Source organism: Brevibacillus sp. FIR094, from assembly GCF_050477165.1.
Classification (GTDB): domain Bacteria; phylum Bacillota; class Bacilli; order Brevibacillales; family Brevibacillaceae; genus Brevibacillus.
Window position 1 is genome coordinate 146,928 of record NZ_JBEAES010000013.1, and the last position, 26,704, is coordinate 173,631.

Sequence of the window (26,704 nt, forward strand, 5' to 3'; positions counted from 1 at the left end):
AGCCCCTCCCTTTTGTAGCTTGCTTGGTTCAAAGAAGATGTGGTTAGATCGGTTTTTCGGCTTGCTCAGGCAAGTGTTCCGCGATCGTCGTAATCATGGATTGACGTGAGGAAGCATCGCTGTTTTGCCACAGCACTTCAAACAAAACGCCTAAACCCGGGAGCGTCTTCTCCTGACCGCTCGAGATGGCATCACTAATGGTATCTTCAACTGCGCTTGGATCTGAGCCTTGCATTTTGTACATGATCGCTTGACGTAGGTTGAGTGAGGCAATATTCATGATCGTGCTTGCACCTCTCTTGTGAGAATGAATTCAAGAAATAGTATTTGTAAACGCTGATTTGCGCATACCATGCTTTTCGTATAAAACGTTCATGACCGTTTTGTGGCGGATGTTTTGGTTGTGCTATAATGCTTGTTATTGGTAAGTTCCGTAAAGGGGAAGATTAACATGTCCAAGCAATTTGCCATTATCGGGATGGGACGTTTTGGTTCTAGCGTGGCGAGAACGCTGTACGAGATGGATTATGAAGTCATGGGAATAGATGAGAACGAGGAGCGCATTAACGAAAATATTCAGTACGTAACGCACGCGGTAGCGGCTGATTCTACGGATGAACGGGCCTTGAAGGAAATCGGCATCCGCAATTTTGACGTAGTCGTCGTGGCCATTGGGGTCGATATTCAGGCGAGCATCCTGACAGTATTGACATTGAAAGACTTGGGTGTCAAAAAGATCGTGGCAAAAGCACAGAATGAGCGTCATGGACAAGTATTGTACAAGGTAGGAGCTGACCGTGTCGTATTCCCTGAGCGCGACATGGGAGTGCGGGTCGCCCACAATCTGATCTCCTCTAACGTTCTTGACTTTATTGAGCTGGCAGAGGACTACAGCGTGGCGGAGGTCGTCGTGTCGTCCAAGCTGGTCGGTCAAAACTTGCGGCAACTGGATATTCGGAAAAAATACGAGGTCAACGTTATTGCCATCAAAAGTGGAGATAAATTCAACATCGCTCCTAGCCCGGATGAAGTCATCCAATACGGCGACGTGCTTGTGGTGATCGGGAACAACAAAGACTTACGTGAATTTGAGGAGCGGGCATAGGTTTATGACAAATGAAATCATTACTTCGGTACAAAACTCTCTGATAAAGCGATTGCACCAGTTGCTGTCACGGAAAGGACGGGAAGAGCAGCAGCGTTTTCTCGTGGAAGGGGCGCACCTGGTAGAGGAGGCGTTAAAAAGCGGGGCGGAGGTAGTCACGGTTATTTACGATCAGCAGCGTGACATGGACCCTGCCTGCCAACGTGCACTGGCTAATCATCCGGAAGCTGTTCAGGTCATTGCGGCGTCAGAGACAGTGCTGGCGAAGCTGTCCGAAACCAAGTCACCACAAGGAATTGTGGCCGAAGTGAAAAAAACAGCAGCAGATTGGGCAAAATGGGTAGATAAGAAGAGAGAGGAACAAGACAGCTTGCTACTCCTCTTTTTGGATGAAATACAAGACCCGGGCAACCTCGGCACGATTTTGCGTACAGCAGAAGCGGCAGCAGTCGATGGTGTCGTACTTGGAAGTGGCAGTGTTGATATTTACAATGGAAAAGTGGTACGTGCCACAATGGGGGCACTGTTCCGCATTCCAGTCTTTACACAGTCGTTAGTCGAGACAGCAGATGAATGGAAGGCAAAGGGAGGGCGAGTTCTGATCTCTTCCTTGGAGCAAAACAGTGTTTCCTATGACGAGGCTGATTATGCTGGTTTGACGGCAATGGTCATCGGAAATGAGGGAAGAGGCGTCTCTAAAGAGATGTTTTCCAGGGCAGACCAATTCGTTCATATCCCGCTTTATGGCGGCGCGGAGTCATTGAATGCAGCAGTCGCGGCAGGAATTTTTGTATACGAGGCACAACGCAAAAGAAAAGATCGGCATGCTTAGCCGATCTTTTGCTCACTTTTTTTCTCTTTATACTCTTCGCGCGCGAGTTGCCATTGATCTTGCGCCATCCGGATAATGCCGCTCTCAATGGTGTGGTTGCGAAAAGCCAGTGCCTTGCCGAAATACTTGATGGCTAAGTCAAACTTTTCGAGTCTGCGGTAAAGCTCACCAATCAAGTACAGCAAGCGAACTTCGGTCATTTCTTTGTCGCCGCGTGTGTAGTCGGAATGAATATACGATTGTTCATATTCTTCCACGGCCATATCGATAAAGCGCATTTCTTCCACGACATTTTTCTGGAATCGATAAAGCCATGCGAGGCGCAAATACAGACCTGCTTTTACAGAATGGGGCTGATCCGTGAGTTCAGCTGCGTAAATGGCCAGCTTGTAGCTGACAATGGCTTCTGGTACATGACGAACCTTGCCAAAGTCTTTTGGCTTCCATTTCGAGGAGATTTGTTCATCCACGATCTGCTTTTGCCAGGGGGCGAGCTTGTCCCGGAATTGATCCGTAAAGGCGAAGCCGCATTCAGGGCAGACATTGACGGTATATATAATGGGATTTAAAGTTTGCTCTTTAAAAGTGGTATAAAAATCGCTATCGCGATGAAGCATCGTCAACGTGCCGCTTCTGATCCTTTTGGTCGAAAAGGTCGCTTGGCAATGGCGGCAGTTGATTGTCTTATCGTAAAGGGCGGAAACATTATCAATCATGTCAAAATCCCCTTTCGAATGGTAACATACACATGAAAACACTCTCTTGATATGTAACATTTGTAGAATTGAAAGTTCTCTCTTGTTGCGCTATAATTTTCCTTACGTCACAATTATAACGTAAAGCGATGACGGAGACTAGTACGCAGGACCTATCTGTTTTTTCAGGGAGAAGATGTCACAGACTGCGAGCATCTTTAACATGATAGCTGCCGAATTCACTCCAAAGCCGCACTCTGAACCGCTTTTCGCGCAGTAGGAGCAGCCGGGTCATACCCGTTACCAATGATCTGAAGTGAGACAAATGTCTCTTTTCACTAGTGATATTGTCATGGATTTGTCACAGGGTGGAAGCGAATTGTCTAACAAGGGTGGTACCGCGAGAAAAAAGTAACTCGTCCCTTTTCTGGGGCGGGTTTTTCTTTTTTTTTACGTGGAGGAAAGTTTAAGTGTTTCACAGTGTGAAAAAGCGACTGTGCTTAAACTTTCCGGAGCGCATAATAACTTTCCGCTAAGACGCGGTCGCTCATCCATGAGAAGGCCTCGGTAGAGGTTATTTTAACAAATAAAAAAGGAGCGATTCGAAGTGCAAACTCGGTTGCAAGAAATGAAAGAGTCCGCACTGGGCCAAATCAGCCAAGTGACAGAAGCCGCACAACTTCAGGATTTGCGCGTCAAATACCTGGGGAAAAAGGGCGAGTTGACAGAACTGCTGCGCGGAATGGGCGGCCTGTCCCCAGAAGAGCGTCCAGTTGTCGGTCAGCTGGTGAATGAAGTAAGGGAAGCGCTGGAAGCAGCGTTCTCCGGTAAACAAAAAGCTTTTGAAGAAGCGGCTTTGAATGCCAAGCTTTCTTCTCAAACAATCGATGTGACACTGCCAGGACGTCCAGTACCAGCAGGCACCATGCACCCGCTCTCTCGGATTATTGAAGAGATCGAAGACATTTTCATCGGCCTGGGCTTTGAGGTGGCAGAAGGCCCTGAGGTTGAAATGGACCACTTCAACTTCGAGATGCTGAACCTACCGAAGGATCACCCGGCACGCGATATGCAAGATACGTTCTACGTCACAGAAGAGCTGTTGCTCCGTACGCAGACATCTCCTGTGCAAGCGCGTACGATGCTGAAAAAAGAAGGCAAGACCCCACTCAAAATGATCTGTCCGGGTAAAGTGTACCGCCGCGATGATGACGATGCGACACACTCCCACCAATTCACGCAGATCGAGGGTCTCGTCATTGATAAAAAAATCGGGATGAGTGACTTGAAAGGTACCCTCTTGACGTTTGCCCGTCAAATGTTCGGGGAAAACCAACAAATCCGTCTGCGCCCAAGCTTCTTTCCGTTCACGGAGCCTTCCGTAGAAGTAGACCTGCAATGCTTCAACTGCGGTGGCAATGGTTGCCGAGTATGTAAGCAAACAGGCTGGATCGAGATTTTGGGTGCTGGTATGGTTCACCCGCGTGTACTGGAAATGGCCGGCTACAACCCTGAGGAAGTCAGCGGCTTTGCATTCGGTATGGGTGTAGAACGAATTGCGATGCTCAAATACGCGGTGGAGGACATCCGCCATTTTTATACCAATGACGTTCGTTTCCTGCGTCAGTTCAATCGAGGCTAGAGAGGAGAGGCAAAGATGAAGGTATCGTACCAATGGTTATCTGAATACGTCGATCTGAGTGGAACGACACCCCAGGAGCTGGCTGAAAAGCTGACTCGCAGCGGGATTGAGGTAGATGCAGTTGAATCGCGCAACGCAGGTGTATCCGGTGTTGTGATCGGTTATGTAAAAGAACGCAGCAAGCATCCGGATGCAGACCGTCTCAACGTATGCGTCGTTGATGCAGGACAAGGAGAAGACCTGCAAATCGTTTGTGGAGCAGCGAACGTAGACGAGGGACAAAAAGTTCTCGTTGCCCTGATCGGTGCGAAGCTCCCAGATGGACTGAACATCAAGCGTTCCAAGCTGCGTGGAGTAGAATCCCAAGGGATGATCTGCTCGGCAAAAGAATTGGGCTTAAACGAAAAGCTTCTGGCAAAAGATCAGCAAGAAGGCATTATGGTCTTGCCAGCGGATGCGGAAATCGGAATGGATGCGATTACGTACCTCGGCTTGGATGACTATGTACTGGAATTGGGTCTGACGCCGAACCGTTCGGATTGCTTGAGCATGCTGGGGGTTGCTTACGAGGTAGCCGCTATTTTGGGCAAAGAAGTGGCATTCCCACAAATCGAGCTGACCGAAAACGGTGGCGACAACCCAATCCAAGTCAAGATCGAAGCGACGAATGAAAGTTATCAATACCACGGTCGTCACTTCACCAACGCTAAAATCGCGACATCTCCGCAATGGATGAAAAATCGCCTGATGGCAGCGGGAATTCGTCCGATCAACAACGTGGTAGACGTGACCAACTACGTGCTGCTCGAGTACGGTCAGCCGCTGCATGCTTTCGATGCGACACAGGTAGCTGATCGCTCTATTGTCGTTCGACTGGCAAACGAAGGCGAAAAGCTCGTGACATTGGACGATCAAGAGCGCGCGCTGGATGAGCAAACCTTGCTGATTGCCGACCAGACCAAAGGCTTGGCGATCGCAGGTGTAATGGGCGGAGCTAACTCTGAAATCACAGGCGAGACGAGTGAAATCATTCTCGAAGCAGCTTGGTTCACGCCAAAAACAGTACGCCGTACGGCTCGTATGCTCGGCATGCGTACAGAAGGCTGCGTACGTTGGGAAAAAGGCGTTGATCAGGCACGTGTGCAGGAAGCGGGAGAGCGCGCTGCTGCTCTGATTCAGCAATTGTCTGGGGCAACGGTATCCAAAGGAATCAGCTCTGCTGTTGTAAGCGAAGCTACGCCTGCTGTTGTATCCGTTACGCTTGCAAAAATCAATCAGCATCTTGGAACCGACATGGCGGCTTCTGAAGTATCGCCGATTTTCGAGCGTCTGCAATTCCCGTATGAAGTAGCGGGCGACAAATGGACAGTAACGGTTCCAACAAGACGTGGCGACATTACGCTGCCAGAGGATTTGGTGGAAGAGGTTGCACGTCTGTATGGCTACGACAACATTCCGACCAGCTTGCCTTCTGGTTCGACTACACAAGGACAGTTGACAAAAGAACAGCAATTGCGCCGTACCATCCGTCATCACCTGATCGGTACTGGCATGAATGAAGCGATTTCCTATGCACTGGTTCATCCAGATCGTGTCGAGGCAGTAGCGGGTCTGCATCAGGAGAAAGTAAACCCTGTTGCGCTCATGATGCCAATGAGTGAAGACCATAGCGTTCTGCGCACGAGCTTGATTCCAAGCCTCTTGGAAACAGTCGCTTACAATAAAAACCGTCAAAACCACGATGTCGCGATTTTTGAATTGGGCCGTGTGTTCTTGACGAAAGAAGAAACACTCACGCAGCTTCCAGAAGAACGTCTTTATGTAGCCGGTGCATTGACTGGACAACTCCTCACACAAAACTGGATGGGCGCTAAGCAGCCTGTTGATTTCTTCCAAACCAAAGGGATTGTGGAATCACTCTTCGCTCGTTTGGGTATCCAAGCTGCTGAATACAAAGCTGTACAGGACATCGCGGGTATGCACCCAGGCCGTACTGCTGAAGTATGGGTAGGAGAAAAAAGACTGGGGTATTTGGGGCAGGTTCATCCGGGTACAGAAAAAGCGTATGATCTGTCCGAAACGTACGTATTCCAGCTGGATGTAGCTACTTTGATTGATGTAGCTGCCGAGGTAGGACATTACAATCAGTTGCCGAAGTCCCCAGCGGTAACGCGTGACTTGGCTCTCGTTGTGGATCGCAGTGTAGCTGCTGGTGCATTGGAAGCAACGATTCGTGAAGCGGCAGGCGAGCTGCTCGAGTCCGTAACCCTGTTCGATGTATACATGGGTGAGCGTATTGCCCAAGATAAGAAGAGCATGGCATTTGCCCTCGTATTCCGTCACGCAGAGCGTACCTTGCAGGACGAAGAGATTCAACAAGTGACCACTGCTGTCATCGAAGCCTTGAAAAACAACACAGGCGCTGAACTGCGCGTGTAAGATTGCTTGACGAAATCTGACATTTTCAGTAACCTAAAAAAGGATAAAGTAGAGCAAAGGTCGCAGTAGGGGGGTACCTCTCGTGCAAGGTGATGGGAAAAATCGTTTGACGGTGGACATCTTTGGCCAACAATACCGGCTCAGTGGCAAGGCAAGTGTCAATCACATACGCATGGTGGCCGGTTTCGTTGATGACAAGATGAACGAAATCGCAAACGGCAACCATCGACTGGATACTGCCAAAATTGCCGTACTTTCTGCAGTCAATATCGCGGATGAATACTTCCGCTTGCGTCAGGAGTACGAAGAACTGCTGAAAATCATTCAGGAAGAGGCAAAGGCTAAACCGATAGATTAAGGAAAAGAGGGGCGGAATGCCTCTCTTTTCACGTTGTGGGTAAAAGGAGAAGAGCCACCCCGTCATTGATGGGATGGCTCTTTGTTGCATTTTGCCTATGTCTCCTGCTTGTTCCCGGCATCTCCATTGCGCATATCCATATGGGTTTTGATCGGGATAAACAAGTCGATGATCCCGATCACCAAGGAAGCCAGAAGCGCTCCAAGAATCGTTACGCGGAAGCCAGAGACGATGAACTGAGTGAGATAAATCACGACGGCACTGACCAAGAAGCCGATAATACCACGATTGTACGGCGAAATTCGATCTCCGAAAATGGCTTCTACGGCCCAGCCAATCAGTGCGATGACAACGGCCGCAAACAGAGCTGTCCAAAAACTGCTAACTGAAAAGCCGGGGACCAGAAAGCCGACAAACATCAGGACTACGGCAGCGACGATAAAGCGGACGATATGGCGCATGATCGTCAAGTGTACTCCTCCTTTAGGGTTGTTTCACCTTTCATTCTCTCACGCAAAGAGTAGAACTATGCCTTACGAAAACGTGTAAAATTATCCTTCGCCGGAGGTGCTTTGTCCGCTGCTATCCGTAGCCCAAGTTTTCTAAGCTCTGCTGCCATGTTATAATGGGGAGATCGTAATGATTGCCGGTATAGACCGTCGCTCCCGCCCGCACGGTACAACGGTCGCCGCTGGATAAAGAAGGAGGAGCACAGTGGAACAACGGGTTTTAAAGACGTTAGAATACGATAAAATAGTCGCCCTGTTGATTGACAAGGCATCTTGCACATATGGAAAAGAAAAAGCATCAGAGCTGATTCCTTTTTTACGCTTGGATGAAGTCATAACCGCTCAACAAGGGACAGAACAAGCAGCAACCGTATTACGCCTAAAAGGCAGCGTGCCTCTCGGTGGCATTCGCGATATCCGCGGTCCCGTACAGCGCGCCAGATTGAACGCTATGCTCGCCCCGATGGAATTGCTGGATATCGCCAGCACCGTTATGGCCGGACGCAGGCTCAAAACGTTTTTGCTTGATATGTGTGAGGATCACGAGCTGCCATTATTGCAACAGCAGGCAGAGCGAATTGAGGGCCTGCGTGAGTTGGAAACCGAAATTCGCCGCTGTGTTGATGAAAACGGCGATATTTTGGACAGCGCGAGTCTTGAATTGCGTCAGGTACGTCAAGAAATCAGACAACTCGAGTCGCGCATTCGCGAAAAGCTCGATCAAATGACACGCTCGTCTACTTACCAAAAAATGCTGATGGAAAACATCGTTACGATTCGTGGCGATCGTTTTGTCATTCCGGTGAAGCAGGAGTATCGTTCTGTATTTGGTGGAATTGTTCATGATCAGTCGGCTTCTGGAGCGACGCTCTTTATCGAGCCGGAAGTGATCGTTGAGATGAACAACAAGCTTCGCGAGCTTCGCTTACGCGAGGAACGTGAAGTGGAGCGCATTCTGTATGTGTTGACGGAGCAGGTATCCTTTGCGGTAGAAGCTTTGATCGAAAACACAGAAGCGCTGACAGAGCTCGATTTCATGTTTGCCAAGGCTCAGCTTGCCTGGAGCATGAAGGCGATCTGTCCACGCATCAATGATCGCGGATACGTAAACATGCGAAAAGCGCGTCATCCGCTCATTCCACGAGAAGTTGTCGTTCCTGTAGATGTGGAGTTAGGTGGAGAGTTTCAGGCGATTGTTGTGACAGGCCCGAATACAGGCGGAAAAACCGTTTCCCTCAAAACAATCGGACTGCTGTCCTTGATGACCATGGCAGGCTTGCATATTCCGGCAGAGGAAGAGAGCGAGATGACCGTATTCTCCTCCGTTTTTGCTGATATCGGGGATGAGCAATCCATCGAGCAGAGTCTGTCTACATTCTCGAGCCATATGACCAATATTATTCAAATCTTGGCGAAAATGGACGACAAGAGCTTGGTACTATTTGACGAGCTAGGTGCAGGAACAGACCCGACAGAGGGTGCTGCTCTGGCTATGTCCATCATCGACCATGTGATTGATTCCGGTGCGAGATTGGTCGCAACGACGCACTACAGCGAATTGAAGGCGTATGCCTATGATAGACCCGAGGTTATCAATGCCAGCGTAGAATTTGACGTACAGACGCTACGTCCTACTTATCGTTTGCTCATCGGGGTGCCTGGTCGATCTAACGCGTTTGCCATCGCAAGACGACTGGGATTGCCGGAACACATCATTGATGTAGCGCGCGGCTCGATCAGTGAGGAAGACAATCAGGTCGAGAACATGATCGCTTCGTTGGAGCGTAATCGCAAGTCGGCGGAAGCAGACAGGTTGGTGGCAAAAGCGGCACGCGAGGAAGCGGAAGAGCTGCGTAGACAGCTGGAAGAAGAGCGTGCGCAATTTGCTGAAGAGAAAAACAAACGAATGGAGCGAGCAGAAGACGAAGCGCGAATTGCCGTCCAACTCGCAAAAGAAGAAGCGGAAACGATCATTCGCGAGCTGCGCGAGATGATGGCAGAAGGCATGGAAATCAAGGAGCATCGTCTCATCGATGCGAAGAAGCGCTTGGGCAATGCCGTCCTTGAGCTGGAGAAGGAAAAGGTGAAGAAGCCTGCGAAAGCCGTTCGTGCCACACAGATCAAGGTGGGCGACGAGGTAATGGTGACGAGCTTCGGACAAAAAGGAACCGTGCTGGAAAAAGTAAACAATGAAGAATTCCTCGTGCAGATCGGGATCATGAAAATGAAAGTGAAGCGCGATGATATGCATGTCCAAAACTCCATCCAGCAAAAACCGCAAGCGGCTCCGTACACCTCTGTGAAGCGTCGCAGTGACAATATCAAGATGGATCTCGACTTGCGCGGCTACAACGTTGAAGACAGCATTCGGGAAATCGATCAGTTTTTAGATGATGCGTTGTTGGCAGGCTTGCACTCGGTCTCCATTATTCATGGACACGGGACAGGGGTACTGCGCAAAGGCGTGCACGAGTATTTGAGAAGTCATCGGAATGTAAAATCCTTCCGCTTAGGTGGTCAAGGAGAAGGCGGCGTAGGTGCTACCATTGCCGAATTGAAATAAGAGGTCGGGAGGGACATATGGAAAGCCTTCTACACAATCCATATTTTGCAACTGCAGCTTATTTTACTGTGTCTGGATTGGCGATGATTTTATTCTTAGCCATTTTTGAACTGGTAACGCGTTACCGTGTTTGGGAAGAATTGAAGCGTGGGAACATGGCAGTAGCTATGGCAACAGGCGGGAAAATTTTTGGGATCGCGAACATTTTTCGTTATTCCATTCAGGCGCATTTGTCTTTGGGCGAAGCGTTGATTTGGGCGACATTCGGATTTTTCCTGTTGTTGTCTGCGTACTTCATTTTTGAATTCATGACCCCTACCTTTAACGTCGATCAGGAAATTGCAAAAGATAACAGGGCTATTGGTTTTATTGCGATGGTCCTGTCCATCGGATTTTCGTATATCATCGGGGCATCCTTGCCTCGTTAGACGGGTTGAACGATATTTCAAACGAGAGTATAATTTGATTTGGCGAAAGAGTACCAAACTATTCTGCCCAATCAAAGTCCTTTTTACGAAAAAGAGGACAAGCCAAGATTGTATGGGGGAGGAACAGCCTTGGAAACGTTGTACAAGGTCCTCATCGGATTGTGTGTGCTTTTTATCGCTGCAGGTGTTTACTACCTGTCCTAAAAATATGCGCAAGTTGGCCGCGTGACTTCTACAGTCATACGGACCTTACTTAGAGAATGTGAAAGAGGAGATACGCAATGACTCAACCTGTACGCGTAGCTGTTGTGGGATTGGGGTTTGTAGGCTTGCCATTGGCGCTTACCTATGCCATGAAAGGAGCAAACGTCATCGGTATCGACGTCTTACCGCATGTCGTAGAAGAGATCAATGCGGCACATTCCCATCACCTGGAGTCCTATCAGGGAAAAACGTTGCCAGAGATCCTCAAAGAGCAGATTGAAGCAAAACGTTTCCGTGCAACGACCTCCTACGAGGAAGCTGCTGCGGAAGTCAATAACTATATTGTAACAGCCGGATTGCCTGTTCATAACGGCGATCCTGATCTTGGACCGCTGAAAAGCTGTGCACAATCTCTCGGTCACGTACTGAAAAAAGGCGATACCATCATGATCCGCAGTACCGTCGTACCAGGAACGACAGAAGATGTGATTCTGCCAATTTTGGAGGAAACAAGCGGTCTTGTTGCTGGTGTTGATTTCTTCCTGACGTACTGCTCGGAGCGAATTGCAGAGGGGCGTGCTTTTGAAGAGTTCATCCATATGCCGCTCGTTCTTGGTGGTATCAATGAACAAAGCGCTGAAAAAGGAAAAGAGTTGTTGTCTTTCATCAGTGAGACGGACATTACGATCTCGGATATCCGTGTAGTCGAGACAGCAAAAGTCATCGAGAACATCCAGCGTGATGTAAACATCGCGATGGTACAAGAATTCGCTCGTTTCTCCGAGGCATTTGGCATCGATACGTTCGAGCTGATCAAGGTTGCCAATACGCACACGCGTGTAAACATGTTATCGCCAGGACCGGGTGTAGGCGGCTTCTGCTTACCGAATGCGCTGTACTACTTGCAGCCTAAGGCACGTGAATTGGAAGTGAACCTGCCGATTCTGCAACTGGCTCGCAATACGAATGATGCAGTTCCTGAAGTGTTGATCGGCATGCTCGAGCAAGCCTTGAAGAAAAATGGCAAGACGTTGGTAGGAAGCCGCGTTGCTGTTTTGGGGATGGCGATGAAAGACTTTTCCAATGACGACCGCGTAAGCCCTGTTCACGATCTGATCAAGCTACTCATGGCAAAAGGAGTAGACGTTCGTTCCTATGATCCAGCTGTTCCGACTGTGTATGATCACAAGGTTGATAGTCTGGAGAAAGCAGTGAATGGAGCAGATGCATTGTTCCTGACTGCTGTCCAAAAGGAATTTGCTGAGGCGAACTGGGCCCATGTTGCTGAAAAGATGGCTGACGCGCCGATCCTTTTCGATACGAAAAACCGCATCCCGCGTGATCTTGTCAGTAAGGCCACTGTGGTGCGCATTTAATTCTTGCACAAAGTTCCACTGATTCATACGAGAAAACCTCTCTAAACGCACGTAGAAGCGTTTGGAGAGGTTTTTTTTCATAAAGTAGTGAACCATATTGAACGAGAGAGCCAATACAACGTGTATACAATTTCAGGGGGCCCTCCGATGAATGATCAAATGTTAGAACTGTGGCTGGACCGTTTGCTTGATGGAGACCAAGAAGCTTTTGAGGTGGTCTACAGCATGACACGGACAAAAATTTACGGTACCGTAGCAGCCATGGTCACGAATAAAGAAGATGTTCATGATATTGTAAGCGAAATCTACTATCAGCTATGGAGATCACTGCCTGCTTATGATCGCAAGCGTCCGTTTCTTTTCTGGGTGAATGGGATTGTCATTAGACAGGTGAAAAACTGGCGTAGACAGATTTGGAGAAGATTCCGTCTGTTAGAACGAAAACAGAGCTTGGAAGAAAAGCAACATGTCGAAACACCGGATGAGCCAATGCTTGCGATGGAGTCTGCCACAGAGATGCAGCAAGCAATCCAAAAGCTGCCGTTCAAGCTGCGCATCGTCGTGATTTATCGGTATTACTACGATTATACGTACGATCAGATTGCTGAACTGCTGCAAATACCAGTGGGGACAGCAAAATCGAGAAATCATCTGGCATTAAAGCGAATCCGAGAGTGGATTGACGTCGAATGGAATGAGGAGGAACTCCAAACATGTCTATCGAAAAAATCGTAAAACAGTCACTCACCAAACAAATTGACGAAACCTCGATCCCTGATGAACTCGACCAGCGAGTCAGGCAGTCCTTTCATCGCTATCACGAAAAAAAGGAGACTGTAACGATGAAGAAAAAATTAGTAATGATGGGATTAGTTGCTGCTATTATACTGCCGACTGGAGTATATGCGGCTTTAAATGGGACCTCTTATTTTGCAGACAAACCAAAAGACTTGAACAGTTTGGTGAATGAAGGGGTTAAGCGAGCAGCGGCAGAAGGGTTGTCTATTCCGATCGATCAAAAAATTACCGATCAGGGGATTACGATTCATTTTACGGAAGTGTATGCGGAAGAAACTAAAGTTCTGCTGCACTATCGCATTGAACAACAAAATGGCGAACTGGTGCCTTTCGAATTCGATACGACAGGATTAGATGTGGGAGGCGAACAAAATGGCAATCCTGTGTACCAGGATAAAGGCTTGGAAGGTACAAGTGTCCTAAACTTTATCGGGACCAGCAAAGAGGATTACTTGCCTTTCTACTTAACAGACGAGTCCGGTAAGGAAGTAATGGTGGGAATAGCGGATCACGATAAGCCAGAAGGCGTACTTGCCTTCGTCGCGAGTGGATTTAATCTCCCACAGCCACTCACCTTAAATATCGATGTGAACCGGATCGGCAAAACAGCGGGCAACTGGAAGGGACAATTTATCGTGGACCAGAGCAAAGCAAAAGAAGCAACAAAGGCTGCGAAATAGGAGAAAAAAGTTCGATCACGTATAATAAGCCTCGTAAATGGCAATAGTAACCGGGGTAAGACAATATTTCAAATGTCATGTAAGGGTTACATGCTAGGAGGCAAAAAATGGAACGTGGAAGAGTAAAGTGGTTTAACAGTGAAAAAGGTTTCGGTTTTATCGAGCGTGATGGTGGAGATGACGTATTCGTTCACTTCTCCGCTATTCAGGGCGAAGGGTACAAATCCTTGGACGAAGGGCAAGAGGTTGAGTTTGACGTAGAAAACGGTCAACGTGGTCCTCAAGCGACGAACGTTCGAAGACTATAAAAGCTGAAACGACAAGCAGACTCAGGTGATGGGTCTGCTTTTTTATTTTCTCTAGAAGTAGCTGCAGAGTCTTAAAAAATCTCCCACTAAAATAGAGAACGGAAGAACTGATATCAGTCTTCCGTTCCCTCCTCACTTGTTTAGAAAAACTCTGCACCCGACGCCAGATTCAGCATAGCCCGCATCGTTTTGTACATATCCTGCGGATTGGCTGCATTGTAATAAACCATGTTTGTAGCTGTTTCATAGCGAGTGCCCGGGACAATTGCGGCCATCTCGGCTTGTCCTGCATGGGAGAATTCCATCGCCAGCTCTACAGGTACAGCTGTACGGAATGGCAGGATGTTGTTCCGGTTGCGCAAGGCATTGGCCGTCTTGCGCTTCAATTCAGCGGTTGCTTCTTCACGCGAGAGACAGATAGCAGCTGTGCGGGAGACAGCTTCCTTCACGATCGCTGTTTGAATGCCTGGAATCAGTTCCTGTGCTTCGACGGCGATGAGATTATCACCAGACACCATGACAACAGGAACGTTGTGCATGCCTGCAATCGCGGCGTTAAAGCCGAACTCACCCACGACTTGTCCGTTGATATACATATTGTGAACGACACCGGACATTGTATGGCTGAGCACGCCAGGAATCCCTTGGCGGGTATGATAGCCGATAAACATTGCTGCATCAAAGCTCTCGTCGAGGCCCTGCATCATAGATGAATCGCGTGGAGAACCTGCCAACAGTCTCGTTTTCGGATGGAGCTTTTCCCAGAGAATGTTGTTCATCGTGTTGTGACTGTCTGCTACAACAATTTCCGTTACGCCAGACTCAATTGCGGCTTCAATAACCGCATTAGCATCGTCCGTCATAAACTGGCGGCCACGCTGATAGTTAACCCCCGAATCCGGGTTAATATAGCTCGTATCCACAATACCTGAAATACCTTCCATGTCTACCGAAAGAAATAGTTTCATCTCATTTTCACCCTTTCTGTCTGGTGCAGCTTGCTATACAAAATAGTTCCAATTCATATGTAACCAGATTGCTCATGAGTAGGCAACCATAAAAACAGATTCTTCAAACAAATCATATGAAAAAGCACGATGCTCGCTGTTCGCGTTTCACCGTGCTTTTCGTCATTTCAGTAACCTGCGATAAAGAGCAACAATTTGTTCGGTCATGAGTTGAATGGTAAAAGTGGATTCTACTTTGTTCAGAGCTTTTTGCACCATGGTCTCACGCAGCTGTGGTGAAGTCCATAGCCGTTCCATTGCTTGCGCCAGCAAAGCGGGATTTCCCGGTTCGACGATCAGCCCCGTCTCGCCATCGAAAACAAACTCTTTCACACCGCCGGCATTGCTTGCTACAACAGGAACCTCCGAAGCCATTGCCTCGATGATCGTATAGCCTAGCCCTTCGTACAGAGAAGAGTGGACAAAGCCATCCAAGGCATGCAAGCACGCAGGTATATCTTGCCGAAAACCAGCAAAGCGAACACGCGATTCCAGGCCCAATTCTTTCACCTTGGCTTCGAGCGCAGCACGTTCAGAGCCGTCTCCGATCAACACGAGATAAGGGGCCTCTTTCTTGTCCGCCAAAAGCGTATGAAAAGCATCGAGAAGAATCGGGAGACCTTTTACGGGAACAAAGCGAGCTGCTGTCCCGAACAAAAAGGCATCCTCTGGTATGTTCCATTCCGCACGCAGTCGATTGCGATCATTCTCTCGTAAATGGTTTTGCCGATAAGGCTTCATGTCCATTCCGTTATAAATCACGCTAATGTCAGACGAGCGAACACCCTGCCCCCGCAAAATATCGCCAATCGCACCACTGATCGCGATATAATGACGGTTCCAATGTCTTGTGCTCATTTCCATCATGCTTACAATGGCATAGGCCAAGGAGCTTGTATAATCATAACGGAGTGAGCTATGAACAGTGGTCAGTAAAGGCACCTTCATACCGCGAGCTGCCAGTCGGGAAAAGAAATTGGCTTTAATCCCATGCGTATGGATAATCGCTGGTTGGAATGTGGAAAAGGCATTCCGCAGAGCCTGCAGCAATCGTAAGTCAAAACGTCCGAACTGATTCAGTGTAATGACTTGGATGCCTGATTCCCGCAATTTACTCGCGAAGAGAGAATCATAGAAGCATACGACTGCGACATCTACTTCGTCGACTGGAAAAGTAGTGACCAAATTGAGAATATGTTGTTCAGCACCGCCAAATTCCCCCCCGCCAATCACGTGGAGGACTCGTAATTTGCTCATCTGAATTCACCCGAATCGTAATTAAAAAACAACCTCTACCGAGGTATGTACATGGAGGCACGACCCAATACAGGCGGTGTGCCGAAAATGAAGGATAATTTGTAAACAAAGCCATTTTCACTATAGCAGATGCCTGCTAGATTCGCAATAAGACAGCACTTATGGTATCGTTGATGATGGAAAATTGAACTGGAGAAGGACGGTTACGTAAATGAATACGCACAATGTGTTGATCATATGCTACATATTTCCTCCAATTGGTGGAGGCGGCGTGCCAAGACCGTTGAAAATGGCCAAATATTTGGGGGAGTTTGGCTGGAATGTCCATGTGCTAACAGTAGATCCTGCTTATCATGCGACGCTCGATCCATCCCTTTTGGCACAGCTGCCGAGTGATGTTACCATTCACCGTGCGAAGGAGTGGCAGCTTCTGCCGAATCGAGGGGGACAAGCTGCATCAGCAAGTGCCAATACAACGTCCACACCATCACAGCCTTCGTTCAAGGCGAAGGTAAAAAAACAAATCGTCAATGTGCTGAAAAAAGTAAAGCCATACTTGTTGATACCAGACGACCAAATCCTGTGGATGCCGAATGCGCTCAAGCTGGGGCGGGAAATTATGCGCCGAGAAAAGATCGACGTGATTTTTTCCACATCGGGACCGGTAACGAACCATTTGATTGCGAAAAAGCTTTCGCGTGAGTTTGGCTGCAAATGGGTAGCGGACTTCCGTGATCCGTGGACGCAAAATATGCACACCTCTGGCATCGAATGGCGAGAGCGCATGGAAGAGCGAATGGAGGAGGCCGTGATGTCCCAAGCGGATGCGATCACGACCGTTACCGCGACCTTCGCCTATAATTTTCGCGAGAAGCACCAGGACCGCATCAAGCGGATGGAGCTGATCTACAATGGGTTTGATCAGGCTGATTTTCATGGGTTGGCTCCTAGCCATGCTGCTCCGGACAAATTTCATGCGGTGTACGCAGGTATTTTGTATCAAAAGCGCAACCCACGCCTACTCCTGCAAGCCATCCGGGAACTCATCGATGAAAAAGCAGTAGACAGAGATGATCTCTTGCTCAGCTTTGCAGGGGTGTTCGATTATCCGGGGTATTCCGAAAATCGCGACTGTGTAGAAGCATTGGGGCTGGGGGACATCGTTAGCGTGTTGGGGAACCTGCCGCATAAAGAAGCACTCGGACTGATGAAAGGTGCGAATGTCCTCTTGATGATCGGGGACGTGTCCGCTGACGCTGGAGCGTATATTCCGGGCAAGCTCTATGAATACATGGGGATCGGCAACCCGATTCTTGCTCTGAACAAAAGAGGAGAAGCGACAGAGATTATTGAAGATTTCCGTCTCGGACAAGTAGCCGATCCAGAGCAAAAAGACGAGATCAAGCAAGCGTACCTGAAGCTGTATCAGGAGTGGAAAGCGCAAGGACAAACGGGTAGTGAGGAACGCGGAGCGGATTTTGCAGAGCGTGTGAAACCGTATGAGCGTCGTGAGCAGGCCAAGCAATTGGCGAAATTGATGGATGAACTGGTAAAAAAATAGTTCAGCATAGCCCCGGAGCCATTGAAGGCTGCGGGGTTTTCTTCATGACAGACATCCTTCTTCTGCATGAAAATAACAGGACCTGACGATAAACGCCAGGTCCTGTTTCGTACCGATCAGTCTGCTGCCATGCAAGGGTAGCAGGCTTTTTTAGTACAACAAATATTTTTCTACTTCTTCCGGTTCTTTGATGTGAATGCCACCCGTATCGCCGTATTTAAACAGGTTGAACATCACTTGCTGGTCCATCGTTCCGGCTTCAGGCAGTGGGAGAATGATCCAAGTCTCGTACTGGTGGATCAGACGGTCTTCCTTGCCGAACCAAATCGTTGTTTTGATCGTGGATTGCTTCAAGATGTAATCCAGATCAGGGCGGTCTCCCAATTGTTTTTTCAGTGGTTCAAACAGTGAGCTTTGGCTATTTTTCAGCCAATCTGCTCCTGTCATTTTCAATTGGAACGGAACGCTGACGACGCCAATTACTTTTTCCTCAGGCAATTGGACGGCCTGATCCATGAAAGGCAGCCAGTCTTCGAAGCCTTTCAATACGTCGAAGGCAAGTGGCTCATCCGGAGCGGTCACAAACTGCTCGTTAGCCTTGATGTAGCGCTTGTCGTGAATTCGATAGTACGAATAGGGCTGGGCTGCGATGCGTGCATCGACATTGTAGCCTTTCCCGTTGATGACGGCACCATTGAACATACTCGTCGTGGTGCGAGACAAGATGGTGTTTTTCACATGGCCCTTATACCAGTAGGTCTGTGCCAATTCATCCGTTTTGCCCTTTTCTAGAGCTGTTTTCAGCCAATCTGCTCCTGACTCGGTTTGGACCGTCGTCGTTTGATCCGGCTTCTGGTCAAAATTGGTAGTGGCAAAAGCTTTCGTTCCTGATTCATACGTGCAGCCACCGAGTAGGGAGGCTGTGCAGATGGCAGCGAGTAATGCCCATGCTTTCGTCGTTTTACGCATGGCGAAACCTCCTTACGACTCCGTATCCCAAGAGTCCCACGAAAATCGCGATCGTGAGTCCGAAGACCGGAATGTTGTGCTGCTTAAACACGAGAATGCGATGCGTATTGTACATGTTGGCCACGATTTCGTTTTGCTTGTCGCCATCGATGTCGCCGATTTGAACATTGATCAGTGGCAAGTAAATGCGCCAGTTTTGTTTCAAACCTTCAGGTGTGTAGTCATAGCCAGACAAATAGCGAGAATCCGTTGTGCTTACCCAGCTCTTTGCCTTTGCTACGATCTCAGGCTTGTCGCTGTTACCGAGCGTAGCAAAGTTGGAGAAGCGGAAGCTCTTGTCGCGGTCACCGCTAGCCCACAATATTTCCCACGTACCATCTGGTTTTGGTTTCAAAATGTACGAAGGCTTGCCAGCTACGAGCAGCTCGTCGACCTTGTCGTTGTCGATATCGGCGGGAATGAACTCGCCAGTTGCCAACTCAGCTTCTTTGCGAGTCAAGGTATAGGCTTCCGTCAGTGTGCCATCAGAATCGACGGTCAGTACACTCAGATGTTCACCCATGACAACGAGTCCTTCGCGTCCTTCTGGGAGCATCATGGTGGTCAACAGCTTGGTTGATTTGGTCATCCCGCCAAAAGGCTTGCCGTCATAGTTTCCTGTCAGCATACCATCCTTGATGTGTAGATCCGTGTACTTGGAGCCCAACGTTTGTCGTACGTCCATACTGCCTTCGTTTTCTGCCAGTTGATTTGCGATGTTTTCCATATCAAGCATAAACGCACGATATGGTGCCGTTCCGATTTGCATCATGCCTTCCGCATATGGTTGGCGTTGTACATTCGGTACCAATTGACCGTCTTTCATCGTGTAATACGGGAAGCCCGGGTAATCGGTTGGCAATTTTTCCTTGATGATCTCCATGGTATCTGCCGGAATCTGGTCATTCGGCATCCGCACCATTTGGCCGTCTTTCCAGGTCAGGACATAAAGAGAAACAGGTTCAGCCTGCAAATGGCGCAACTTCTCCGCCATTGCTTTTTTCTCTTCTTCCGTCTCTGGCTTTTCAATTACTTCAGGCAGTGGAAGCTCCTCGGCATTGCCGTACGTGATGATCTCCATGCTGCCATCGCCATTGACGTCGTGCAGCGTGAGCGGGAAGTAATCCACCCAATCTCCGTTGTATAAACGCTCAGATTCGTATTTCACGGTAAAGTTGCTCAGTGCAGTCAGTGTATCCCTGTTGAACGTCACATTCGCCAAGAGGGCGATCAGGACCAACGAGCCTACTGCACGCCAGTTGAGGCGTCCGTACCATTTCACGAGAAGCGCAATCACGATGATCGCGATGGCTCCACCGATCAACAGAGCAGCGGTCGTCTTCACATCGACGCGTGTCAGTGCTCGATCCAAGAGCAAGAAGCCGATGGTAAACACAAGCACTTGACGACGTTCCGATGGATGGACCACGAAGTAGCAAAATGCTAGCAGTGGCAGGAAAATGAGTACAGCAATCCACGTTAAATCAAGGAAAGCTGGTTTCACGAGCAAATGGTAAATCAGAAACAGGGCAATGGCGTACAGCGCCCAGCTTATCGTTTCGAGAATAGGATTCCGGCGCATGCCCTCACCACCTTTTGTTTTGTGTCTGGTCGACGAATAATGCGCAGAGGAAGCCACCAAACAGCCAGAAATAGAGGGCCATGAACGGCACCTCGAAAATGTTTTCCACGAGGTTATGGGTAGCTACGGCTATTAATCCGCCCAATAGGCCGAGTATCGCAAAAAAGTGCGGCGAGCCTTGGAGGTTGCGGATGAGCCCAGCTCCGTATTTGAACATGGTGATCACAGTTCCGATTAACAGGATGATCCCGATCAGACCGTATTCCGCTAGACTTTTGAAGAAATAACTGTCTGAATAAATCGTTCCGAAATGGCGAGTAGCAACCGCTCCGCCGTGATGGCCAAGCCCAACACCGAACAATGGCTCGATGCGCATTTTGTCATAGGCTTCGCCCCAGCGACCAACGCGTCCTCCTTGGCTACTTGATTCGAAATATTCAACAGTAAACAGCGTGAAAATGCGATCTTTTACTTTTCCGACAAGCGGAACGGAATCAGGAACGAAGAACAGAGCAACAAGCCCGACGATCCCCGCGATCACCAAATATCCGGCGACTCGCTTGTTCCATATGTAGAAGCACACAAATACGGCAAAGGCGAGCGCGAACCAGGCACCGCGAGACCCCGTTAAGAGCATAGCGAGCACAGTAGTCAGTGCAACAATGGCCCAGATCCATTTTTGCTTTCGGTCTTTCGCTGTCATGAAAAGACCAGCGGCAATCGGTGAAACCAACGCCATGTAGCTGCCCAATACGTTCGGGCTCGTCACAAAGGAGAAAGCGCGAGTCGTGATCGCTTCGCCTTCCTGTACCCATGATTCTGGCGTTTTGACACCAACAACGACTTGAAAAACTCCGTACAGAGCCGCCACGAAACCAACCAGCACAAGTCCCTTCATGAACTTGTCCAAGTCTTCCATCGACTTCAGTAAATAGAAGCCCATGAAAAAGGCGAGGATGTACTGGTAGACAGAGCGGAATCCTTCCACAGTCGCCCCCCAGTTCGCCATGTCTGTCACCATGATGGCAACACCCAAGACCAAAAAGGCTCCCAGCCAATGTTTGATTCCAGGCATCGTTCTGTTTGATTGCAAGAACGCTCCAAACGTAAACAGCATCAGAACGATGAGCAGTCCTTCATCCCATAAAGAAGATATGACTGGAATCGGTAGAATCTGTCGCAAGACGTAATCAATTACTGGATAGGCCAACAGCAAATACAACCACGTAGTTGATTGGCTTCCCCACTTCAACACGGTTTCTCTCATTTTTATTGTAGTCCTCCTACAGGTAGGGATTAACCTACCTATTATAATGAATCTGACAACCCGGTAGCAAGCCGGGGGGAAAGAGGTTGGTAGGAACGCTAGAAATAAGATATGATAGCTAGGTAGTTTGAGGGATTAGAACCAAGCCTGGAACGTAGGGTTTCGAATAGGGATAGGAGAAAAGTGGACATGAGTTTGTTAAAAATTGCCTCCATGATTGTCGTGCTGACTCTCGTTGGTAGGCTTCTAGGCTTTTTTCGCAGTGTGTATGTATCGAGCTTGTACGGTACTGGGATGGAGGCAGATGCGTTTAATATCGCGGCAACGATCCCGCTGACGTTGTTCTTGGTCATACCGGGAGCGGTCAATGCTGTACTGATTCCGACGATGCGCGGCATGATGGAAAAAGGAGAGCGGACGACTGACTTGTATCAGAAGATGCTCACGATTATTTTGGGCGCATTCGTTGCTCTCTCTGTCTTAGGGGTTGTTTTTTCTTACGAGCTTGCCGGGATGTTTGGACTGACAGGTGAGAAGCTGGAACTCACGGCTACCATGCTGCAATGGATGTGGCCATCAGCTATTTTCATCGGGTTAACAGGACTGTGGTCGAGTATTTGCAATGCTCATCAGCATTTCTTTACACCCACGCTTGGCACGGTAGTCAATGGAGCTTTGGTGATTGTCAGCATGTATGTGCTCGTTCCGATGTATGGTCCCATTGGACTGGCGATGGCTACGACAATCGGTTACTTGGCGGCACTGTTGCCGATTCTCCCGACTTTGCGCGGGTTCGGCTACCAGCACCGCTTCTCATTTGCTTGGCGTGAGGATGATTCGCTCAAAGGCATGGGCGAGCGCGTCATTCCGATTTTGATTGGTGCGGTTGTAGCCCAGGCCACCACCTTTTTGGAGCGAGGATTTGCAGAAGGACTCGGAACTGGTGTCGTCTCTGCTCTCGCCAATGCGAACCAGATTATGCAATTGCCTCTGGCTATTTTTGTCGGGGCGTTTACACTGCCACTGTTCCCACTGTTGGCTAGTCATGTCAAGCGGGGGGAAATGACGGAGATGAAGCAAATCCTGCAAAAGGGACTTGCCTATCTCCTCATTTTGCTGTTGCCCGTGACGGTTGGACTTGCGCTATATGCAGAGCCTATCATCCGTCTAGCTTTTGAGCGCGGTGCGTTCGATGAGCATTCTGTCGCTTTGACAGCGTGGGCACTGCCGTTTTATGGCGTAGGACTTTTCTTTTTAGCGTCGAGAGACTTGCTGACTCGCGCCTTTTATGCGCTGGAAAACACGAAGACACCCGTTATTATCGGGGCGATCGGTATTGGTGTGTATGCCCTTGCCAATTGGTTGCTCATTCCACTGCTTGGTCATGGCGGTATTGCCCTGGCTAATGCCGTTTCGGCTATCAGTCAAGCGCTCCTGCTGTTTGTTTTACTATGGAGGGCGGTAGGCAGCCCTGTACGGGCGAATTTCCTCATGACTGCTGGGAAAACCATTTTGGGCTGCGCAGTCATGGCCGGTGCTATTTTACTTGTCGATCCATGGTTATCCGCATGGCCTGTCTGGTTGTACTTGCCGCTAGGAATTATCGGTGCAGCTCTTTTATATCTCGTGGTGCTCATTTTGGTTCGAGAGCCACTTGTATCAGAGCTGCTGCAAAAAGTACGCAAGCGGTCTACTCCAGCGGGTGGGCGCTCGTAAGGGGGAATTCCCGGATTGCATAACGAGTCTTACCTGAACTTGCTGGGGGAATGGTCTCCACGTAAGAAACTTGGATACTCACTTGACCTAATGCCGAGCGAATTCCTGCCAAAAGCTTGGCTTCATCGGCAGGTAAAAACCGTTCGGGCTCCTTCACCAGTTTCAGGCTTAGTCGCTCCGGCTCATGCTGGACGATCTGGAAGGTGCGGAAGCTGTCCATATTGCGAACGATGTGATTAAAATAATGTCCATGTACGTACCGTCCGTTTAGCGATAGGAACATGTCGTCTTCTCTGCCGTCGATCGAAGCCAGAAGTGGAAAAGGGAGATTGCATGAGCAGGTTGAATCAGAAAGCGCGACGACATCTCCTAATTGGTAGCGCAGGCGAGGCATGACAGTATTGTGCAGGTCTGTGACAAGCAGTGCTCCTGGGTACCCTTTGTAGACGGGAATATGCGTAATGGGATCGACTACCTCCAAATAACAGTTCCCGGAAAAGGCATGCATGCTCCCAGCCTTGCATTGGTAGGCGATGATTCCGCCGTCACGGGCGCCGTATTCATTCACAACAGGCGCATCAAAAGCCTGAACAATCGTTTGTCGCTGGTGTTCATGCAGGCTTTCTGCTGTAGAGACCACGGCTTTGAGCGGGATTCCGAGTGTCATGCCGCGTCGTAGCATCATCGTGGCGAGCGTATGAAGTGCGGAAGTGTACCCGTATAAATAGGCTGGTTGGAAATCCCGGATGAGGCGCAGGTTTGCTTCCAAATGTCTTTCGTCCAGTTCATAGGCAGAGATCATCAGGCGGTTTTTCAACCAGCGCTCCTTCCAGTGGTAGCGGCGAGCTTGCTGGGCGTTTAATTCGAGAGGAGAGCCCCAGATCATTACACATGGGTCACCTATGCGTATGCCGTACCAGGATAGCCCCAACCAGCGCGCAGCTTCATATCGCTCGACAGTTGGACGATCGAGATAAAAATGGGTAGGTTCACCTGTGGAGCCTCCCGTACGATTTACAAGAAGGCTTTTGGTTTGTAGGCCTTGGCTCATATATTGATCAGCGTTTTGCCGAAAGTGTGCTTTGGTCAGAACAGGAATACGCTGCAAAAAACGTTCAGGCATCTCGCGCATTTTGCTCCAGTCTGGGGCGAAGGCTGTGTAGGCTGGTACGTTTTGTATCGCATGATCGAGTAGCTTCACCAGCTTTTCTCGCTGCTGCACGTTAAGCGCTTCGGCAGATAGATGCTCGGCTGCTTGCAATTCTTTCATGTAAGGACGGATGCAATTTCCTTTCAAAGCCTCCATTAACGGCCACTGTACATGGCGGATCAAAAATCCGGTTGTGGGCATAATATCCCCTCCTACTTACAGATTACACAGGCAGACGAATGCAAATGAACGGCCATGACCGTTCATTTGCAGACCGCAAGTGGTCACATTCTGTCTAATGAAAAACGTCGAGACGTTTTTCACAAAAATCAATGGAATCTGTTTTTTACCAGTATTGCTGCGAAATTCCATCGATATACCTGTTTGCTGGAAGAGGGAAATGATAGTAGGATAGAGAGTGGGTTCATGTCGATTGGTGCTGCCCCACGGGTATCCAGTCAAAGAGACGAATAAAGGAGTTACCCATGTTGAAAAAAAGTCATTTTCTCGCGGGAGCGTTGATCTTAGCCATAGCGGGGATTTTGTCAAAAGTTATCGGGATGTTTTATCGGATTCCGCTTCAGGAGATAGTGGGCGACAGAGGTCTCGGACTCTATCAGGAAGTATATCCTCTCTACCTGACTTTCCTCATATTGGCGACAGCAGGTGTGCCAGTAGCCTTGTCCAGGGTGATTGCAGAGGCATTAGCTGAAGGAAAACAAGGCTCTATTGGACAAATTTTGGCCCGTAGCATGGTCATGATGGGCGGGATCGGACTTGTCTTGTTTGCGCTCCTGTACGCCAGCTCTCCACTGATCGCAAAACTCATGGGGAATCCGCATTTGATTGAGCCGATTCGTGCGATATCCATGTCGCTGCTGTTTGTTCCCTTGATTGCGGTTATTCGCGGCTTTTTCTACGGCCATCAAAAAATGTTGTTTGTCGGGCTCTCGCAAATCGTAGAGCAAACATTGCGTGTCGTATTTATTTTGGTGGCTTCCCTGTATCTCGTGTCACTCGGTGAAGATACGGATACCGTGATTACCGGAGTCAACTTCGGTACGATGATCAGTACCTTTTTAAGTCTCGGGTTTCTAGCATTGCTCATGTGGCTCCACAACCGGAAAAATTCCGTATTTAGCGGGGCAGAGTGGGGGCGCCTTACTTGGTGGTATGATCGTGCCTTCTTCGCCTCGATGTGGCGAATTGCCTGGCCGATTTGTGTCAGCGCCTTGGTTATCCCGATTTTCAGCCTGACGGATTCCTTTCTGGCGATTAACATCTTCCGCTACATATGGAATGTGGACGGCTTGACGGCGGATACGTGGTTTGGCATTTACAGCAGGGGAGGACCACTTCTGCAAATGGCGAGCTTGTTCGGATCATCGATTGCCCTCTCGATCGTGCCTGCCATTGCCGAAGCGATCAGACAAAAGGATCAGGAACGGATTACGACCTTGACCAAACTCTCGCTGCGCTTTGCTTGGCTAATCGGTCTACCTGCCGGTCTTGGGCTGACAGCTGTAGCTGAAGGGGCGAATCTGGCGCTCTATGGTGATATGGAAGGCACGCGTGCAATGGCGATTTTAGGCATCACAGCGATTCCGCTTTCCTTGTTGCTTGCTACAAACGGTATTTTGCAAGGAATCGGCAAAGAAAAAATCCCTGCACGTCATCTGCTGTATGGTGTCATTGTAAAGGTACTGGCGACACTCGTGTTTACCTCGATGTTTGGTATGGATGGCTTGTCCCTGTCATGGCTGGTTGCTACTGCATTTGTCTGTGTACTGAATATGCGCGTCATCAGCCGTTACGTATCGATTCCGATAAACTGGCGCTTTGATACTGTTTATCCGTTATTGGTGGCTAACCTCATGCTGATTCTGGCTTGGGGAGCGACAGAGGTAGTTGATTTCCTGTTCAGAGGAAGAGAACCAGTGCGCATTTTGGGAGCGATTGAGACCGTCGCTGGAGTCGGTGTAGGACTCGTTGTATACCTGGGACTGCTTATCATCATTCCACTCATTGAGGATAAGGAACTGGACTGGCTGCCAGGCGGAAACAAGCTACGCGCCTTTATCCAATTCATTCGGAAGAAGCAGGCTTCCGCGTTAAAGTCCAATACGAATAACGATTAATCTAATCGAAAAACCCCTTTCTCCACAGGGACTGACCCCCGTCCGTAGGACAGGTATCAAAACACCATTGCGAATTAAGCA

General features: G+C 49.0%; 23 protein-coding genes. 14 read left to right on the forward strand and 9 right to left on the reverse strand.

Going from position 1 to position 26,704, the window contains the following annotated elements:
• Positions 1-43 precede the first annotated feature (43 nt).
• Positions 44-280 (reverse strand): small acid-soluble spore protein SspI, encoded by a 237-nt coding sequence (sspI, locus tag ACQ5DJ_RS14025; RefSeq protein ID WP_429843007.1) that lies wholly within the window; start codon positions 278-280, stop codon positions 44-46.
• Positions 281-451: 171 nt separating this feature from the next.
• Here sspI and ACQ5DJ_RS14030 point away from each other — a divergent pair, with 171 nt between their 5' ends.
• Together ACQ5DJ_RS14030 and ACQ5DJ_RS14035 are read left to right on the forward strand one after the other, a co-directional pair.
• Complete coding sequence (locus tag ACQ5DJ_RS14030; protein ID WP_007728524.1) at positions 452-1,105, forward strand: potassium channel family protein; 654 nt, start codon at positions 452-454, stop codon at positions 1,103-1,105.
• Positions 1,106-1,109: 4 nt separating this feature from the next.
• Positions 1,110-1,937, forward strand: coding sequence for a TrmH family RNA methyltransferase (locus ACQ5DJ_RS14035; protein ID WP_429843008.1), 828 nt, complete (start codon positions 1,110-1,112; stop codon positions 1,935-1,937).
• Here ACQ5DJ_RS14035 and ACQ5DJ_RS14040 read toward each other — a convergent pair.
• Positions 1,934-2,653: a DUF2225 domain-containing protein gene (locus tag ACQ5DJ_RS14040; RefSeq protein WP_429843009.1), complete on the reverse strand. Its 720-nt coding sequence runs from the start codon at positions 2,651-2,653 to the stop codon at positions 1,934-1,936. The genes ACQ5DJ_RS14035 and ACQ5DJ_RS14040 overlap by 4 nt on opposite strands.
• A gap of 586 nt (positions 2,654-3,239) precedes the next feature.
• Between ACQ5DJ_RS14040 and pheS the strand changes: the two genes are divergently transcribed.
• From pheS to zapA, 3 genes are all read left to right on the forward strand, one after another.
• Complete coding sequence (pheS, locus tag ACQ5DJ_RS14045) at positions 3,240-4,274, forward strand: phenylalanine--tRNA ligase subunit alpha (RefSeq protein WP_376897883.1); 1,035 nt, start codon at positions 3,240-3,242, stop codon at positions 4,272-4,274.
• Between the two features lie 15 nt (positions 4,275-4,289).
• Complete coding sequence (gene pheT / locus ACQ5DJ_RS14050) at positions 4,290-6,713, forward strand: phenylalanine--tRNA ligase subunit beta (RefSeq protein ID WP_429843010.1); 2,424 nt, start codon at positions 4,290-4,292, stop codon at positions 6,711-6,713.
• An 82-nt stretch (positions 6,714-6,795) separates the two neighbouring features.
• Entirely contained in the window at positions 6,796-7,071 is a 276-nt protein-coding gene (gene zapA / locus ACQ5DJ_RS14055; RefSeq protein WP_007728510.1) for a cell division protein ZapA, read from the forward strand.
• A 95-nt stretch (positions 7,072-7,166) separates the two neighbouring features.
• Here the strand turns inward: zapA and ACQ5DJ_RS14060 are convergent, their stop codons facing one another.
• Positions 7,167-7,541, reverse strand: a complete 375-nt coding sequence (locus tag ACQ5DJ_RS14060) for a phage holin family protein (RefSeq protein WP_017251059.1) — start codon at positions 7,539-7,541, stop codon at positions 7,167-7,169.
• A 244-nt stretch (positions 7,542-7,785) separates the two neighbouring features.
• On the opposite strand from ACQ5DJ_RS14060, the gene ACQ5DJ_RS14065 reads away from it, so the two are divergent.
• From ACQ5DJ_RS14065 to ACQ5DJ_RS14090, 6 genes are all read left to right on the forward strand, one after another.
• The gene (locus ACQ5DJ_RS14065; protein ID WP_429843011.1) at positions 7,786-10,143 is read left to right on the forward strand and encodes an endonuclease MutS2; all 2,358 of its coding nucleotides are present in this window, start codon (positions 7,786-7,788) and stop codon (positions 10,141-10,143) included.
• Between the two features lie 17 nt (positions 10,144-10,160).
• Positions 10,161-10,571, forward strand: a complete 411-nt coding sequence (locus ACQ5DJ_RS14070) for a DUF350 domain-containing protein (RefSeq protein WP_429843012.1) — start codon at positions 10,161-10,163, stop codon at positions 10,569-10,571.
• A gap of 281 nt (positions 10,572-10,852) precedes the next feature.
• Positions 10,853-12,151, forward strand: a complete 1,299-nt coding sequence (locus ACQ5DJ_RS14075) for a nucleotide sugar dehydrogenase (protein WP_429843013.1) — start codon at positions 10,853-10,855, stop codon at positions 12,149-12,151.
• Positions 12,152-12,298: 147 nt separating this feature from the next.
• Positions 12,299-12,886, forward strand: a complete 588-nt coding sequence (locus ACQ5DJ_RS14080) for a sigma-70 family RNA polymerase sigma factor (RefSeq protein WP_144616925.1) — start codon at positions 12,299-12,301, stop codon at positions 12,884-12,886.
• Entirely contained in the window at positions 12,865-13,629 is a 765-nt protein-coding gene (locus ACQ5DJ_RS14085) for a DUF4179 domain-containing protein (protein WP_429843014.1), read from the forward strand. The genes ACQ5DJ_RS14080 and ACQ5DJ_RS14085 overlap by 22 nt, the downstream gene beginning before the upstream one ends.
• Positions 13,630-13,736: 107 nt before the next feature.
• Positions 13,737-13,937, forward strand: coding sequence for a cold-shock protein (locus ACQ5DJ_RS14090; protein ID WP_007728493.1), 201 nt, complete (start codon positions 13,737-13,739; stop codon positions 13,935-13,937).
• A gap of 140 nt (positions 13,938-14,077) precedes the next feature.
• Here the strand turns inward: ACQ5DJ_RS14090 and ACQ5DJ_RS14095 are convergent, their stop codons facing one another.
• Together ACQ5DJ_RS14095 and ACQ5DJ_RS14100 are read right to left on the reverse strand one after the other, a co-directional pair.
• A complete protein-coding gene (locus ACQ5DJ_RS14095; RefSeq protein ID WP_429843015.1) occupies positions 14,078-14,905 on the reverse strand; it encodes a M55 family metallopeptidase in 828 nt (275 codons plus the stop codon).
• A 162-nt stretch (positions 14,906-15,067) separates the two neighbouring features.
• Positions 15,068-16,201, reverse strand: a complete 1,134-nt coding sequence (locus ACQ5DJ_RS14100; RefSeq protein WP_429843016.1) for a glycosyltransferase — start codon at positions 16,199-16,201, stop codon at positions 15,068-15,070.
• A 211-nt stretch (positions 16,202-16,412) separates the two neighbouring features.
• Between ACQ5DJ_RS14100 and ACQ5DJ_RS14105 the strand changes: the two genes are divergently transcribed.
• Positions 16,413-17,762: a glycosyltransferase family 4 protein gene (locus tag ACQ5DJ_RS14105; RefSeq protein WP_429843017.1), complete on the forward strand. Its 1,350-nt coding sequence runs from the start codon at positions 16,413-16,415 to the stop codon at positions 17,760-17,762.
• Positions 17,763-17,912: 150 nt separating this feature from the next.
• Here ACQ5DJ_RS14105 and ACQ5DJ_RS14110 read toward each other — a convergent pair whose 3' ends face one another.
• The 3 genes from ACQ5DJ_RS14110 to ACQ5DJ_RS14120 are packed head-to-tail and all read right to left on the reverse strand — an operon-like array spanning position 17,913 to position 21,619.
• Positions 17,913-18,731, reverse strand: a complete 819-nt coding sequence (locus ACQ5DJ_RS14110) for a hypothetical protein (RefSeq protein ID WP_429843018.1) — start codon at positions 18,729-18,731, stop codon at positions 17,913-17,915.
• Positions 18,724-20,352, reverse strand: coding sequence for a hypothetical protein (locus tag ACQ5DJ_RS14115; RefSeq protein WP_429843019.1), 1,629 nt, complete (start codon positions 20,350-20,352; stop codon positions 18,724-18,726). Before ACQ5DJ_RS14115 ends, ACQ5DJ_RS14110 begins: the two co-directional genes overlap by 8 nt.
• Positions 20,353-20,356: 4 nt before the next feature.
• On the reverse strand, positions 20,357-21,619 hold the full coding sequence (locus tag ACQ5DJ_RS14120; protein ID WP_429843020.1) for an O-antigen ligase family protein: 1,263 nt from the start codon (positions 21,617-21,619) through the stop codon (positions 20,357-20,359).
• A gap of 189 nt (positions 21,620-21,808) precedes the next feature.
• On the opposite strand from ACQ5DJ_RS14120, the gene murJ reads away from it, so the two are divergent.
• Positions 21,809-23,335 carry a murein biosynthesis integral membrane protein MurJ gene (gene murJ / locus ACQ5DJ_RS14125; protein ID WP_429843021.1) on the forward strand — a complete coding sequence of 509 codons (1,527 nt, stop codon included), beginning with the start codon at positions 21,809-21,811 and terminating at the stop codon, positions 23,333-23,335.
• On the opposite strand, the gene ACQ5DJ_RS14130 is transcribed toward murJ, so the two are convergent.
• Positions 23,310-24,686, reverse strand: a complete 1,377-nt coding sequence (locus ACQ5DJ_RS14130) for a phenylacetate--CoA ligase family protein (RefSeq protein WP_429843022.1) — start codon at positions 24,684-24,686, stop codon at positions 23,310-23,312. The two genes, murJ and ACQ5DJ_RS14130, sit on opposite strands and share 26 nt — an antisense overlap.
• Positions 24,687-24,970: 284 nt before the next feature.
• On the opposite strand from ACQ5DJ_RS14130, the gene ACQ5DJ_RS14135 reads away from it, so the two are divergent.
• Positions 24,971-26,623, forward strand: coding sequence for a putative polysaccharide biosynthesis protein (locus tag ACQ5DJ_RS14135; protein ID WP_429843023.1), 1,653 nt, complete (start codon positions 24,971-24,973; stop codon positions 26,621-26,623).
• Positions 26,624-26,704 lie beyond the last annotated feature (81 nt).

Coding starts and splice junctions, on each gene's coding strand:
- ACQ5DJ_RS14070 (WP_429843012.1), top strand. CDS start 10,161: ATGGAAAGCCTTCTACACAATCCATATTTTGCAACTGCAGCTTATTTT.
- ACQ5DJ_RS14095 (WP_429843015.1), bottom strand. CDS start 14,905: ATGAAACTATTTCTTTCGGTAGACATGGAAGGTATTTCAGGTATTGTG.
- ACQ5DJ_RS14135 (WP_429843023.1), top strand. CDS start 24,971: ATGTTGAAAAAAAGTCATTTTCTCGCGGGAGCGTTGATCTTAGCCATA.
- ACQ5DJ_RS14120 (WP_429843020.1), bottom strand. CDS start 21,619: ATGAGAGAAACCGTGTTGAAGTGGGGAAGCCAATCAACTACGTGGTTG.
- ACQ5DJ_RS14035 (WP_429843008.1), top strand. CDS start 1,110: ATGACAAATGAAATCATTACTTCGGTACAAAACTCTCTGATAAAGCGA.
- ACQ5DJ_RS14075 (WP_429843013.1), top strand. CDS start 10,853: ATGACTCAACCTGTACGCGTAGCTGTTGTGGGATTGGGGTTTGTAGGC.
- ACQ5DJ_RS14115 (WP_429843019.1), bottom strand. CDS start 20,352: ATGCGCCGGAATCCTATTCTCGAAACGATAAGCTGGGCGCTGTACGCC.
- ACQ5DJ_RS14080 (WP_144616925.1), top strand. CDS start 12,299: ATGAATGATCAAATGTTAGAACTGTGGCTGGACCGTTTGCTTGATGGA.
- ACQ5DJ_RS14090 (WP_007728493.1), top strand. CDS start 13,737: ATGGAACGTGGAAGAGTAAAGTGGTTTAACAGTGAAAAAGGTTTCGGT.
- ACQ5DJ_RS14030 (WP_007728524.1), top strand. CDS start 452: ATGTCCAAGCAATTTGCCATTATCGGGATGGGACGTTTTGGTTCTAGC.
- ACQ5DJ_RS14100 (WP_429843016.1), bottom strand. CDS start 16,201: ATGAGCAAATTACGAGTCCTCCACGTGATTGGCGGGGGGGAATTTGGC.
- ACQ5DJ_RS14085 (WP_429843014.1), top strand. CDS start 12,865: ATGTCTATCGAAAAAATCGTAAAACAGTCACTCACCAAACAAATTGAC.
- pheT (WP_429843010.1), top strand. CDS start 4,290: ATGAAGGTATCGTACCAATGGTTATCTGAATACGTCGATCTGAGTGGA.
- ACQ5DJ_RS14040 (WP_429843009.1), bottom strand. CDS start 2,653: ATGATTGATAATGTTTCCGCCCTTTACGATAAGACAATCAACTGCCGC.
- sspI (WP_429843007.1), bottom strand. CDS start 280: ATGAATATTGCCTCACTCAACCTACGTCAAGCGATCATGTACAAAATG.
- murJ (WP_429843021.1), top strand. CDS start 21,809: ATGAGTTTGTTAAAAATTGCCTCCATGATTGTCGTGCTGACTCTCGTT.
- ACQ5DJ_RS14105 (WP_429843017.1), top strand. CDS start 16,413: ATGAATACGCACAATGTGTTGATCATATGCTACATATTTCCTCCAATT.
- ACQ5DJ_RS14110 (WP_429843018.1), bottom strand. CDS start 18,731: ATGCGTAAAACGACGAAAGCATGGGCATTACTCGCTGCCATCTGCACA.
- ACQ5DJ_RS14130 (WP_429843022.1), bottom strand. CDS start 24,686: ATGCCCACAACCGGATTTTTGATCCGCCATGTACAGTGGCCGTTAATG.